The following is a 13,478-nucleotide window of genomic DNA, read 5'->3' as shown; positions in this document are numbered from 1 at the left end:
CCGTATCGTTTCGTTCTTGTGCCGCAGCTTAGATTGACAGACGTGCAGATAAAGAGCTTCCTTTGCATTACTTTGGTGCAGAATTGTCGACAATCGGATTGAGGACCGAACGGAGGGCAATGTGGATCGCCTGCGCACCATGCAGAGTTTTGTTCGCGTCATGCGCTCGGGCAGCTTCGCCACTGCTGCCCGGCAACTCGGCGTCTCGCGCGCGCTGGTGTCGCGCCACATCATCGATCTCGAACGTCATCTCGGCATCCGCCTGCTCAACCGCTCGACGCGCAGCCTCACGCCGACCGACGAAGCAGCCGCTTATCTGAGTTTCTGCGAACAGATCCTGGGCGATCTCGAAAAGGGCGAACGCTCGTTCACCGGCAATCACGACAAGCCGATCGAGACACTGAAGATCGTCGCACCGAAATCGCTGGGCACCATGAATCTCGCCGACGCCATTCTGGATTTTGTGCAAGCCCAGCCGCGCATCCGCGTGTCGCTGGTGCTGGAGGATTTTTCATTCCGGCCTTACGAATTCGTCGAGAAGGGCTATGACCTCGCCTTGTGTATTGCCACCATTCGCGATTCCGCGCTGATGGCACGCAAGATCGGCACGCTCGATTGGGTGCTGTGCGCCTCGCCCGACTATATCGGGCGCAACGGCCGACCGAAAACGCCGGCTGATCTCAAGCAGCATTCCTGCCTCGCGCACATGAATCTCGATCTCAATGACAGCGTCTGGCAGTTCAGCCGCAACCAGGTCCGCCGCTCGATCAAGGTCGAAGGACAATTGCTGTCGAACAGCGCGCTGGTGCTGCGCAAGGCCGCACTACGCTCGCTCGGCATTGCGATCCTGCCGCGCTATTGCGTCGCCGCCGACCTCGCCGCCGGCACGCTCGTCACCGTCCTGCCAAATTACAAATTACCGCAACGGCCGCTTCAGGCGGTCTATCCGCGTGCCATCTCCGCATCGCAGAAAACCAAAGCCTTCGTGACCTTCCTGTCGCGCTGGTTTCAGCAGTCCAATCCGAATTACGGTGCGCCCGCTCACATCAGCGCATAGGCGCTCGACACCATCGCCACCGGTTTGTTGTCGGCGGCGCTGGACAAGATCACCTGCCCGAACGCCATGGTCTTGCCGATCCGCACGATCCGGGCTTCGGCGAGGACATCGGCATTGGCGGCGGGTTTGAGGAAATGGGTGGTCTGATCCACCGTGGTCATCGGCCGGTAGCAGCCGGACGCCGCCGATACCGCGAACACCATCGCGGTGTCGGCCAGCGCCATCAGCGCCTGTCCGCAGATCACCCCGCCTTCCCGGCAGAGCCGGTCGGAAAACGCCATTCGCAACACCGCGCCGGCCCCGCGCGAATCACTTGGCGAATCGATTCGTTCGACGCGGAGCTGCAAATCCTGCACCCAGGGCGCGAACACGTCCCGCAGCAGCTTACTCGCAGTTGCGAGATCGAATGCGTCTTCAGTTACCGGCATCACAAAATCCCCCCATTTCCTCCACGAACCTTAATGGTCGCGCGGTGTTGACGCACCCGCGTTAACGTTTCGCTAACCATAAACCGGGCAAATATTACCTAGTGGCTCTGGGTCTTCAGGTTCTTCATGTCCGACATTGCGACGACGTCCTCAAGCGGGCGATTTGCATTGCCCGCTCTCCGCGACATTGCGGCCTTGGCGAAGCGCGGCGATCTGATGATGGCCATCGGCGTCATGACGATCCTGGTCGTCCTGATCATGCCGCTGCCGCCCATGGTGCTCGACCTGTTCCTGGCGATCTCGATCACGATCTCGGTTCTGATCCTGATGACGGCGCTGTTCATCCATGGACCGCTGGAATTCTCCGCCTTCCCGACCGTGCTGCTGATCGCCACCATGCTGCGGCTGTCGCTGAACATGGCCTCGACCCGGCTGATTCTGTCGAACGGTCACGAGGGCACCGCCGCCGCCGGGCATGTCATCGAAGCTTTCGGCCATTTCGTCATGGCCGGCAATTTCGTCATCGGCATTATTGTCTTCACGATCCTGATCATCGTGAACTTCGTCGTCATCACCAAGGGTTCGGGCCGTATCGCCGAAGTCGCGGCGCGCTTCCATTTGGACGCGATGCCCGGCAAGCAGATGGCGATCGACGCCGACCTCTCCGCCGGCCTGATTGACGAGGCACAGGCAAAGAAACGCCGCCAGGAACTGGAAGACGAGAGCGGCTTCTTCGGCGCCATGGACGGCGCCTCGAAATTCGTGCGCGGCGACGCGATTGCCGGTCTCTTGATCGTGTTCATCAACGTCATCGGCGGCATCATCATCGGCGTCGCCCAGCAGGGCATGCCGTTCATCGAAGCGGCCAAGAGCTACACCCTTCTGACCGTCGGTGACGGTCTCGTCACCCAGGTGCCGGCGCTGATCGTTTCCACCGCCGCCGGCCTGCTCGTGTCCAAATCCGGCGTGTCAGGCGCCGCCGATCAAGCACTGATGCGGCAGTTGTCCGGCTATCCGAAAGCCCTCGGCATGGCCGGCGGCGTAATGCTGCTGCTGGGACTGATGCCCGGCATTCCGATGCTCCCTTTTTTCATCCTGGGTGGCGGCGCCAGCGCGCTCGCCTGGCATCTCGGCAAAAAGCATAAGGCCGCCGCGGACGCCGCGCAGACGCAGGACGTTGCCGCCGCCGTTGCAGCCGGCGCGCCGGCTGCAGAAGAGCCGATCTCGATGGCGCTGAAGATCGACGACCTCAAGATCGAGCTTGGGTATGCACTGCTGCCGCTGGTCAATTCGCAGGATGGCGGCGACCGCCTCACCGAGCAGATCAAGGCGCTCCGCAGATCCCTCGCCATCGAAATGGGCTTTGTCATGCCGGCCGTGCGTATTCTCGACAACGTACAGAGCGACGCGAACACCTATGTCATCAAGATCAAGGAAGTTGAGGCCGGCGCCGGAAAGCTGTGGCCATCGCAATACATGGTCATGGACCCAGCCGGCGGTCAGGTTAACCTGCCTGGCATCCACACCACTGAACCGACTTTCGGCCTGCCTGCGACCTGGGTGGATGGTGCACATAAGGAAGATGCGGCGGTGAAGGGCTACACCGTCGTCGACGCCGCGACGGTGTTGTCCACCCATCTGACCGAATTGCTGAAAGCCAATGTCTCCGACCTCCTCTCCTATGCCGAGGTGTCGAAACTCATTAAGGATCTGCCCAAGGAACAGGGCGAACTGATCAAGGATATCGTGCCGGCGCAGATTTCGATGTCGGGCATCCAGCGCGTGCTCCAGCTTCTGCTGGCCGAGCGCATCTCGATCCGCGATCTCTCGACCATCCTCGAAGGCGTCGCCGAGGCCGTCGCCTATACCCGCAACCCGGCGCAAATCGTCGAGCATGTCCGCGCCCGGCTTGCCCGCCAGATTTGTGCGCAGCACTCGTCCCCGTCCGGCTATCTGCCGCTGATCGGCCTATCGGCCAAATGGGAACAGGCCTTTGCGGATTCGATCATCGGCCAGGGCGACGACAAGACCCTCGCGATGCAGCCGTCACGGCTGTCGGAATTCATCACACTGGTTCGTGATCGGTTTGAAGAGGCGGCGCGTCAGGGAGAAGCCCCGGTGCTGGTCACGTCTGCGTCAATCCGCCCGTATGTGCGCGGTATCGTCGAGCGTTTCCGGGCTCAGACGACGGTGATGTCGCAGTCGGAAATTCACCCCCGCGCGCGGCTGAAGACAGTCGGCAGTATCTGAAAACGCAAAAATCTAAATTTTTCAGCAATCCGGGAACAGCGGATTAATGACCGTTGCGCTACCTCCTTGCATGGGACAGCGGCGCAACAGTCACGCTCTTTCACATTCTTTCAAGGAGATGTGATTGCCCCTGTGGAACGGAGGAAGACCTCCTACGTTCTACGTTGCGTCAATTGGAATGCAGGCTCTGACGCCACGGGCGCAGTCCCGTGAAAAGTGTCTGTATCCCGATGGGAGCCGGTGAACCTGGCTGCGCTGGCTCCCGACAAACGAGAAGACGACGCAGGGACGTGTCATGAACAACTCTTCACTGACCAGCGCCGACAGCGCAACCCACCTGAAGGTGGTTGTGGTGTCGTTGGTCGCCGCCATTTTGGTGGTGGGCGTTGGTATCCTTGCGAAACCGGCTTTCTCGGACGGTGGCGTAACCGCTTCACGACTCGAAGCATCAGGGCCAGTGATCCGCGCTGGCAAGCCGACTACGACGGCTGCCGATCAAAGGATCATCCGCTAGTTTTCTGACGTTGAACCTCCCTTCCCCCCAGGGATCAACGTTGAGTGTTGCGCCCCCTCCCCCCAAGGGGGCGCAACTTTTTGGAGCCCTCTGTTGCTCCTGAGCGGCGGAGGATCGCAAAGCCTCGACGAGGCGCCCTGTGTGACCGGCGGTTGATTTTCAGGCCCAGCCTTCCTACTTGAGTTTGATGACGAACGCGCACCTTAATCGGTTCCTGCTTCGCGCCGGTCGCCTGCACGCAGGCTGCTGACCCGGACGGCTGCGCCTTAGTCAGCCTCCGGGCTGACCTTTTCACCATCTATAAAACCAGATCGAAACACACGGCCTGCGTTGCGCCGTGCGTGAACCAATAACGACACTTTGCAACGCGAAGGATAATGACCATGAGCTATTTGCACCCGGAATTGCCGCCGATCACTCTCGTTCGGGGCGATATCGAAAAGCTGATCCGCCTCGCCGATGCGGCAGAGGGACGATTTGCGCAGACCGGCGAATTTCTGGCGCACGAGATTGATCGCGCTGAGGTGATCGAGGATTTCGAACGTCGGCCGGGCCTCGTCGCCATGGGATCGCGCGTGACATTTCGCGATAACACCACCGGCCAGACGCGCACGGTCACACTTGTCTATCCGGAAGACGCCGACGTCGCGCAGAACAGGATTTCCGTGCTGACGCCGATCGGCGCGGCACTGATCGGATTGTCGGCCGGCCAATCGATCGAATGGCAGACGCTGGAAGGCGAGTCGCGTTCGCTGACGGTGCTCGCAGCCGAAGCCGTCGCTTGATCTCAAGAGCCTTTCCGTTGCTGTGTTGCGCGTCTCCACAATGAGGGGCGCGCAACGCTTATGCTTCAGGGTCAGGGCCGGAGCGCCTCGATCGCTTCCGGCGCGGAAAACATCTTGCGAGCACTGTGCCCGACACCCGGAAGACGAACGAGCCGCCAGTTGAACGGCCAGTTCTGTTTCGCCGCCAGTTGCTGCGCGTCTTCGAATGTTTTCATCCCGCGCTCCAAACGTGTTTTTCCCTGCGCCATGGCATCCGGCGATCTGTTGAGATCCCGAGCCTCCTCATTCGTATCGGCTTCGCCAAGATAGATCGTCACCGGACGCGCCAGATAATCGCGCAACCGCGCTTCCGCCTCCGTATCCGGATAAACACCGCCGAGTCCGAATGGGGCTTTCACATCGAGACTGGGAAACACATAGGTTGAAGGGTTAGCGATGACGATGCGGCGAGCCGCATCGTCATGGAACGCGGCAACGCGGCTCAGGAATTGCGCGCCTGCCGAATGCCCGATGAGATTATATTGATCGATGCCGGTTTGTGTCCGTGCCCATTGCGCCAACGGTGTCACGACATTCACCGTCCATTTTCGCTCAGGCTGGACCACGCCTTTTCTGACGATGCCACCCTGCTGATAATGTGAAGTCTTCGTCTGAAAACGCGGCGCGATCACAATCGCGCAAAGCTTGTCGGCGAGTACGTGCGCATCGCCGCGATAGTGACGCACACCGCCGCGGCCGTGAAAAAGCAAAAGCAATGAGGCCGGGCTGCAGGCGCTCGGACGATAGGTGAAGATCGTCCATCGTTTACCGGCCAGTTCGACGGTTTGCCGGCCATCACCTTCCGGGATGATGGGCGCGCTATTCGCTTCACCGGCCAAAGCAAGACAGACAGACAATAGAAACAGCCGCAATGATCTGCGCTGCAACATCACAAAACCCTCGCCGCCGCTCATGACACGAGAACAATGCAGCACGCTTTAGCTTAAGCCTGTCTCCCGATGACGTTTCGGATTTGACGGGTCGTGCAAGGTTACAAGGCAGGCCGATCCATGCCCTTCTCGCGCAACACCGCACCGCCCGCCGGGCCAGCCAACAGTTCGATGAACGCTTTCGCCGCCGCAGCGTCCTTCGTGGTCGAGGAGATGGCGCCGGCATAGGTGGTGTAATTCTGGATCTCCGGCGGCAAAGGCCCGACCAGCGCGACGCCTTTCACCGGCACGATCTCGCTGATCTGGTGAATGCCAAGTTCGGCATCGCCGCTGACGAGCAGATCGGCGACATAGCCGCCGCGCTTCAGCTTGGCTTTCGCGCGAACCGCATCGGCGATGCCCATCTTCTCGAACAGCTTGTCGAGATAGATGCCGCTCGAACCGCCAGAGGCCGGATCGATATAGGCAACACTTTTGGCATCCATCAGCGCCTGCTTGAAAGCATCGACACTGGAAATGTTCGGCAGCGGTGCGCCCGGACGCACCATCACGCCGATTGCGACGCGGGCCAGATTGGTCTTGGTCGCGGACACGAGCTTGCCCTTCGCGGCGAGCTGATCGACAACACCCGGCGTCACCACCGCAATGTCGAACGCCTCTCCGTTCTCGATGCGCTTCAGCAAAGCGCCGGCGGTGTCGTTGTCGACAACAAGCTTATGGCCCTGCTTTTCGAAATCGGGCTGCAATGCCAGCACCACCTGTTTCATCGCCCCGGCGGTGAGAATCTTGAGCTCGGCGGCGGAAGCGGGAGCTGCGAAAACGGTGAGAATAGCGGAGAAAAACAGCAGGATGCGGGGAGACATGAGCGGACTCCGGAATGCGTTCTGAAATGATCTATCAGAAGATTAACCCGCTTGATGCTGTCATATTCCGCTGCGGTAGCCGCGGATCCTACTCAGGCAGGCTCCATTTCAGTCCCGGAAAACGCGCAAAATCGCGATCGAATGTAATCCATTCGCAGCCCCACTCTATCGCGAGGGCGGCATACCATGCATCGGTCACGCGCGGGCCTCGAATGTCGGCTGCAACACAAAGCTGCTTGAAGATCTCCCAATGTCGCGCTCTGGGCTCGACGATTTCACAGTTCGGCTGTTGGAGAAGGGCATCGCAAAATCGAAATGCCTCTTCAACTGTGCTCGCCATCCGATATGAGCGAGAATTCGTTGTGATGCGGACGAGAGCGGAAAGCGTCAAAGGCGAAATTCCAAAGCTGGCCTCACCGCCTGCAACGTTTTCCAGCCAGGATTTGCACAGCGCATGATCGGGCGCATCGCGCCGGAATGCATAGATGAGCACATTGACGTCCGGCAGGATCATCGAAAGTGCTTCATACGCTCGACGTATTCGAGATCCTCAAGCTCCTGCAATGCAGCGGAATCGCTGATGTCGATGCCGGGCATCGGCCCGCCCGTCGCCATGCTGACCGGCAACGAAACGCGTCTTTTCTTCGGCTTGGCAGCGGTCTCGTTGACAACCCGGCGCAACCCATCCTCGATCAGCGCAGTCAGCGTCCGCCCCTCCGCCGCCGCCTTGCGCTTGGCGCGGGCCAGCAACTCTTCCGGAAGCCTGACTGTCGTGCGCTCGGTCATACCCAGAAACGTAAGATCGGTATGTCAGTATGTCAACGCGTCTGCACGGCCGGAGGACGGCCAAAAAGCAAAATGGCCGGGACATGCCCGGCCATTGCCAAAGTCCTCAAGGCGATGATGAAGGCTTACGCCCGCGCGGCGTTGCGGATGCGCATGATGCCGATGGAATCCAGCTCCATCTGCTCGCGGGCATTTGCGTCAGCCCGCTCGCGCGCCTGATCGCGCTCATCGAGCAGCTCGACCTTCTTCAGCTCTTCGAACGCTTCCCCAAGCGCCGCCTTGGCGTCGTCGAGCTGCACGCGCAGATCCTCGATCGAACGGACCAGGTTCTCGCGCCGCTGATTGGCGGCCTTGGCATAAGTCGGATAGGCAAAATGCGAAGGATCCTGAATGCCAGCGCGATCCTGCTCGGCCTTCACCTCGCGGTCGAGCTCGGCCGTCATCCGCTCGAATTCGGCTATCATCGTTTCGATCTGGACGGTCCGGCGGCGCTTTTCGTCCACCTGGAACTTCCGTAATCGGATCAGCGTTTCACGCGACTTCATCGACACATACTCCCCGAAGCCCCAAACAATCGGCCGCCGCGACCCAAAAAAATCGCGCGACCGCTCACAGGAATGGCGGATTGTGGCCGGCTAACGTTATTTTTCGGTTTCCAAAACCGTGAGAATACTCGCAAGCTGCTGATATCCTTCGGACAACGTGGTGGCCTCGTCTTTTCTTTGCCCCAAAAAGGCCTCCAACGGCCCATGCAGGCGGATCGCTTCGTCAACTTCGGCGCTGGAACCGGGCCGGTAGGCCCCTAATCGGATCAATTCCTCCATGTCGGCATAGGTTGCCATAATTTGCTTGGCGCGGGTGATGACCGGCAAAAATTCAGGATCGGCCGAGCGTGGCATGGTCCGCGACACCGACTTCAGGATGTTGATCGCCGGGTAACGTCCCCGTTCGGCGATGGCGCGCTGCATGACGACGTGACCATCAAGGATCCCGCGAACCGCATCGGCGATCGGCTCATTATGATCGTCGCCGTCGACCAGCACCGTGAACAGGCCGGTGATCGTCCCGGCGTCGGGTCCGGGACCGGCCCGCTCGAGCAGCCGCGGCAATTCAGAGAACACCGTCGGCGTGTACCCCTTGGCGGTGGGTGGTTCACCGGCCGACAAGCCGATCTCGCGCTGCGCCATGGCAAAGCGGGTCACCGAATCCATCAGCGCCAGAACATCGCGGCCTTCGTCGCGGAAATACTCGGCGATCGCCAGCGTGAGATAGGCGGCCTGACGGCGCATCAGGGCCGGCTCGTCCGACGTTGCGACGACGACCACCGATCGCTTCAGCCCTTCCTCGCCGAGATCTTCCTGCAGAAACTCCTGCACCTCGCGCCCGCGCTCTCCAATCAGGCCAATGACCGACACATCGGCTTCGACATTTTTGGCCAACATCGACAGCAGCACCGACTTGCCGACGCCAGAGCCGGCAAAGATGCCCATGCGCTGGCCGCGGCAACACGTGAGGAATGTATTGAGCGCACGCACACCAAGATCGAGCGGCTCGCCAACCCGCTTGCGCGCATGCGCCGGTGGCGGCGCATTGCGATACGCATAAGGAGATGGCCCAGCCGGCAGCGGGCCCTTGCCGTCGATCGGCTCGCCCATCGCATTGACGACACGGCCCAGCCAGCCATCGCTCGGCCGCACCGCAGCAGCAGCAGCGCTGACGATGGCCCGGCAGCCGCGCCGCACGCCTTCCAGCGCGCCGAACGGCATCAGCAAGGCGTTGTTGCCGGCGAACCCCACAACCTCGCCGGGAATGGTCCGCCCCTGCCCGGTCTCGATCGAGACCTTGGAGCCGACCGACATCGCGTGGATCGGTCCTGCAACCTCGACCATCAGACCGCGCACACCGACGACGCGGCCATACATTTCGACGCCGTCAAGCTCATCGATCTGTTCGGCCAAAGCCTTCATGGATTCCTATCCGGCAGTTCCGTCATTAACCTTGTGTTTACCCGCGTCGTTAATCATTGCGATACCGTTCTTGCGACAAAACGGGCGACGCGCCGGAGACAAATTTCGATGGCGGGTTGCAGGGCTGGCTCAAACTGGCCCTTGAAGAGAAACACGACCATCGTCTGGGGCACACAAACTGTATTCCAGTAAGACCTTTAGGCCGATTCGACTCCCGGCACCTAGAGAATGCTTGCGAAGCAGAATCAGCTTTTGTTAACCATGACGAAATAGTGTTTCCCGAATCGTTGTGTTGCAAGGCGTTTTGAAGGGCCGCCGCTCCTGGCGCGCCGAGGATTAAGGCCCCGCAGCGGCGAAAAGGGGACTGGCATGCGCGTTCTACTGATCGAAGACGATAGCGCGACAGCGCAGTCGATCGAATTGATGCTCAAATCCGAGAGCTTCAATGTCTACACCACCGATCTTGGTGAGGAAGGCGTCGATCTCGGAAAGCTCTACGATTACGACATCATCCTTCTCGATTTGAATTTGCCCGATATGTCGGGCTTCGAGGTTCTGCGCTCCCTTCGGGTGGCGAAGGTGAAAACCCCGATCCTCATCCTCTCCGGCCTCGCCGGCATCGAGGACAAGGTCCGCGGTCTCGGCTTCGGCGCCGACGACTACATGACCAAGCCCTTCCACAAGGATGAACTGGTCGCCCGCATCCATGCGATCGTGCGGCGTTCCAAGGGCCATGCCCAGTCCGTCATCAATACCGGCGATCTGGTCGTTAATCTCGATCAGAAGACCGTCGAGGTTCACGGCTCTCGCGTGCATCTGACCGGCAAGGAATATCAGATGCTCGAGCTGCTCTCGCTGCGAAAGGGCACCACGCTGACCAAGGAGATGTTCCTCAATCATCTCTATGGCGGCATGGACGAGCCGGAACTGAAGATCATCGACGTGTTCATCTGCAAGCTGCGCAAGAAGCTCGCGAATGCATCGAGCGGCAAGAACTACATCGAGACCGTCTGGGGCCGCGGCTATGTGCTGCGTGAGCCTTCCGACGACGAGGCCAAGATTCCCGCCTGACGCTTCTCTTTACGTCCCTCAAACTTTCAAACCCCGCCGGAAACGGCGGGGTTTTTGTTTGCGCAACGCAGTACCTTTCATGCGGCGCACAATTTGCGTTCATTGACTTTGGTCAAATTCAGGAAGCCTATTTCAGGCATTGGAAAGGAGCTTTCGTTAACATCGTCACCGTTGCGGCGTGATCCCCTATTTTCAATCTATGCTGTCGGCGCCTTCCATGCGGCCCCTGAAGATTGAAAGATCAGGAGGAGTCCGGGTCATGACAATGCGCAGTTCAATCCTCGCCGCCACTGCAATGTCCACTCTGCTGATCTGCTTTGCAAACGCCCAGCAGAATACCGGTACGCCGGGCTCGCCCGGTGCGACGACCACCATCGACGGCAGATACCTTCCGAATCCGCCTCAACAGTTTAAGGGCGAAATTTCGCCGAATTCCGCGCAATCAAAGCCCTATTGGTCGGCGCTCGTCGCGCCGCCAAAAGGCGCACCGAATGTGCTGCTGATCATGACGGATGACGTCGGCTTCTCGGCGCCGTCGACATTTGGTGGTGTGATCCCAACACCGGCGCTCGATCGCATCGCCAACATGGGGCTGCGCTTCACGCGGTTCCACACCACCGCCTTGTGCTCGCCAACGCGCGCGGCGCTGCTGACCGGCCGCAACCATCACTCGGCTGCCACGGGCGTTGTTGTCGATCAGGCGACCGGCTTCCCCGGTTACAACGGCGAGATTCCGCGCGACACAGTCGCCATCGGCGAAATCCTGCGGCAGAACGGCTACGACACCTCGTGGTACGGCAAGGATCACAACGTGCCGCAGTGGGAGGGAAGCCAGGCGGGTCCGTTCCACAACTGGCCAACCGGACCGATCAAGGGCTTCGACTATTATTATGGCTTCATCGGCGACGACACCAGCCAGTGGCAGCCGAACAATCTGTTCCGTAACACCACGCCGACCGAGCCTTATCTGGGCAAGCCCGGCTGGAATCTGATTACCGCGATGGCCGATGAGGCGATCGGGCGCATCAAGATGCTGAACGAGGTCCAGCCCGACCGGCCGTTCATGATCTATTACGCGCCCGGCGGCACGCATTCGTCGCACCATCCGACCAAGGAGTGGGCGGACAAGATCAGCAAGATGAACCTGTTCGACGAGGGCTGGAACAGGCAGCGAGAGCGCATCTTCGCCAACCAGAAGAAGCTCGGCGTAATCCCGCAGGATGCGAAGCTCACGGCTTGGCCGAAAGACCTCCCGCAATGGGACTCGCTCTCGCCTGAGGCGAAGAAACTCTTCATCCACCAGGCCAACATCTATGCGGCCTATCTCGCTTACACCGATCACGAGATCGGCCGCGTGATCCAGGCGATCGAGGACGCCGGCAAGCTCGACAACACGCTGATCATCTACATCAGCGGCGATAACGGTGCGAGCCCGGAAGGCACGCTCAATGGTCTGTACAGCGAGTTCGCGGTCGCGAATGGTGTGCATCCGACCGTCGAGCAGAACATGAAGTTCTACGACGCCTGGGGCACTGATCGGACCTATCCGCATTTCGCGGTGGGCTGGCCCTGGTGCTGGGCCACGCCGTACCAGTGGACCAAGGAAGTGGCCTCGCATTTCGGCGGCACGCGCAACGGCATGGCGATGGCTTGGCCCGCACGCATCAAGGATCGGGGCGGTATTCGCCACCAGTTCCATCATGCCATCGACATCGTCCCCACGATCCTAGAAGCAACCGGCCTTCCGGAGCCGGTGATGGTCAATGGCGTGGCTCAGCGGCCGATCGAAGGCGTCAGCATGGCGTATACCTTCGACGATGCCAAGGCGGCCGGGCGCCGGGTGACACAGTACTTCGAGATGTTCGGCACCCGCGCGATCTACCATGACGGCTGGATCGCCTCTGCACCGCCGATCCAGGCTCCGTGGGACATCACGCTGACGAAGCCGTCCCCCGATGTCATGAACGGCTTCAAGTGGGAGCTTTACAACATCGACAAGGACTGGGCGCAGGCCGACAACCTCGCCGCCACGATACCCGACAAGCTGCGCGATATGCAGCAGCGCTTCATCATGGAGGCGGAGAAGTACCGTGTGTTCCCGCTCGACGATACGCGGCTTGCGCGATTCATTTCGCCAAAGCCAAATTACGGAGCCGACCGGACCCTGTACACCTACTCGGGTGAAATCTCGAACGTGCCATTCCCGGGGACGGGCGGTGCACCGAGTCTTCTGAATCGCTCCTACACCATCACCGCCGAGATCGAGATTCCTCAAGGCGGCGCTGAGGGCATGCTGGTTACCGACGGCGGCCGCTTCGGCGGCTACGGCTTCTATCTGCTCAAGGGCCGGCCAGTGTTCACCTGGAATCTTCTCGACCTTGCTCGGGTGAAATGGCAGGGCAAGGAGGCGCTCGCTCCTGGCAAGCACACGCTTCAGTTCGACTGGACGTATGACGGCCCTGGACTTGGCAAGGGCGGCACCGGCACCCTTCAGATCGACGGCAAGGTGGTGGAGAGCCATCCCATGCCGCACAGCTTTCCCATCACGTTGCCTTGGGATGAAACCTTCAATGTCGGGCTCGACACCGGCACCCCGGTGGACGACGAGGACTATCAGGTGCCGTTCCGCTTCACCGGCAAGATCGGCAAGCTGACGGTGAAGCTCGGACCAAATGAAATGTCAGCCGCGAAATAAAGGAAGGCAGTCATAGCCTTCTGTTCAAATCCAAAAGACCACAGGCCCCGCCGGAAACGGCGGGGTTTTTTGTTTGGGCGCCGCGCGCAACGCCCCCGCAACCCTCAAATCTTGCGGGAACCCATCCCGTTAA

Annotated in this window: 13 protein-coding genes; 6 read left to right on the top strand and 7 right to left on the bottom strand. The window is 60.3% G+C overall.

What is annotated here, in order from left to right; translation table 11 throughout:
* Positions 1 to 121 precede the first annotated feature (121 nt).
* Positions 122 to 1,057 (top strand): LysR family transcriptional regulator, encoded by a 936-nt coding sequence (locus tag CAK95_RS15275; protein ID WP_086088674.1) that lies wholly within the window; start codon positions 122 to 124, stop codon positions 1,055 to 1,057.
* Here the strand turns inward: CAK95_RS15275 and CAK95_RS15270 are convergent.
* On the bottom strand, positions 1,042 to 1,485 hold the full coding sequence (locus CAK95_RS15270) for a PaaI family thioesterase (RefSeq protein ID WP_086088673.1): 444 nt from the start codon (positions 1,483 to 1,485) through the stop codon (positions 1,042 to 1,044). The genes CAK95_RS15275 and CAK95_RS15270 overlap by 16 nt on opposite strands.
* A 126-nt stretch (positions 1,486 to 1,611) precedes the next feature.
* Between CAK95_RS15270 and flhA the strand changes: the two genes are divergently transcribed.
* The 3 genes from flhA (at position 1,612) to rnk (ending at position 5,034) form a co-directional block, all read left to right on the top strand.
* Entirely contained in the window at positions 1,612 to 3,735 is a 2,124-nt protein-coding gene (gene flhA / locus CAK95_RS15265) for a flagellar biosynthesis protein FlhA (protein ID WP_086088672.1), read from the top strand.
* Between the two features lie 295 nt (positions 3,736 to 4,030).
* The gene (locus CAK95_RS15260; protein WP_086088671.1) at positions 4,031 to 4,249 is read left to right on the top strand and encodes a hypothetical protein; all 219 of its coding nucleotides are present in this window, start codon (positions 4,031 to 4,033) and stop codon (positions 4,247 to 4,249) included.
* A gap of 383 nt (positions 4,250 to 4,632) precedes the next feature.
* The gene (gene rnk, locus CAK95_RS15255) at positions 4,633 to 5,034 is read left to right on the top strand and encodes a nucleoside diphosphate kinase regulator (RefSeq protein WP_342587956.1); all 402 of its coding nucleotides are present in this window, start codon (positions 4,633 to 4,635) and stop codon (positions 5,032 to 5,034) included.
* A 71-nt stretch (positions 5,035 to 5,105) separates the two neighbouring features.
* Here rnk and CAK95_RS15250 read toward each other — a convergent pair whose 3' ends face one another.
* The 6 genes from CAK95_RS15250 to fliI all read right to left on the bottom strand — a co-directional run bounded on the left by CAK95_RS15250 (position 5,106) and on the right by fliI (position 9,579).
* Positions 5,106 to 5,963, bottom strand: a complete 858-nt coding sequence (locus CAK95_RS15250; protein ID WP_147413728.1) for an alpha/beta hydrolase — start codon at positions 5,961 to 5,963, stop codon at positions 5,106 to 5,108.
* Between the two features lie 101 nt (positions 5,964 to 6,064).
* Positions 6,065 to 6,826: a molybdate ABC transporter substrate-binding protein gene (locus CAK95_RS15245; RefSeq protein ID WP_086088668.1), complete on the bottom strand. Its 762-nt coding sequence runs from the start codon at positions 6,824 to 6,826 to the stop codon at positions 6,065 to 6,067.
* Between the two features lie 88 nt (positions 6,827 to 6,914).
* On the bottom strand, positions 6,915 to 7,340 hold the full coding sequence (locus tag CAK95_RS30495) for a type II toxin-antitoxin system VapC family toxin (RefSeq protein ID WP_086088667.1): 426 nt from the start codon (positions 7,338 to 7,340) through the stop codon (positions 6,915 to 6,917).
* The gene (locus tag CAK95_RS15235; RefSeq protein WP_086088666.1) at positions 7,337 to 7,612 is read right to left on the bottom strand and encodes a ribbon-helix-helix protein, CopG family; all 276 of its coding nucleotides are present in this window, start codon (positions 7,610 to 7,612) and stop codon (positions 7,337 to 7,339) included. Before CAK95_RS15235 ends, CAK95_RS30495 begins: the two co-directional genes overlap by 4 nt.
* A gap of 125 nt (positions 7,613 to 7,737) precedes the next feature.
* Entirely contained in the window at positions 7,738 to 8,157 is a 420-nt protein-coding gene (gene fliJ / locus CAK95_RS15230; protein ID WP_086088665.1) for a flagellar export protein FliJ, read from the bottom strand.
* Between the two features lie 96 nt (positions 8,158 to 8,253).
* The gene (gene fliI / locus CAK95_RS15225; protein ID WP_086088664.1) at positions 8,254 to 9,579 is read right to left on the bottom strand and encodes a flagellar protein export ATPase FliI; all 1,326 of its coding nucleotides are present in this window, start codon (positions 9,577 to 9,579) and stop codon (positions 8,254 to 8,256) included.
* A gap of 369 nt (positions 9,580 to 9,948) precedes the next feature.
* On the opposite strand from fliI, the gene ctrA reads away from it, so the two are divergent.
* Positions 9,949 to 10,650 (top strand): response regulator transcription factor CtrA, encoded by a 702-nt coding sequence (gene ctrA / locus CAK95_RS15220; protein WP_086088663.1) that lies wholly within the window; start codon positions 9,949 to 9,951, stop codon positions 10,648 to 10,650.
* 259 nt (positions 10,651 to 10,909) lie between these two features.
* Positions 10,910 to 13,345 carry an arylsulfatase gene (locus CAK95_RS15215; RefSeq protein WP_086088662.1) on the top strand — a complete coding sequence of 812 codons (2,436 nt, stop codon included), beginning with the start codon at positions 10,910 to 10,912 and terminating at the stop codon, positions 13,343 to 13,345.
* The last annotated feature ends 133 nt before the right edge of the window (positions 13,346 to 13,478 follow it).

It is taken from the genome of Pseudorhodoplanes sinuspersici (genome assembly GCF_002119765.1).
GTDB classification, from domain to species: Bacteria; Pseudomonadota; Alphaproteobacteria; order Rhizobiales; family Xanthobacteraceae; genus Pseudorhodoplanes; species Pseudorhodoplanes sinuspersici.
The sequence above is the reverse complement of the archived record's forward strand: the minus strand, read 5'-3'. Positions and strand labels throughout refer to the sequence as shown.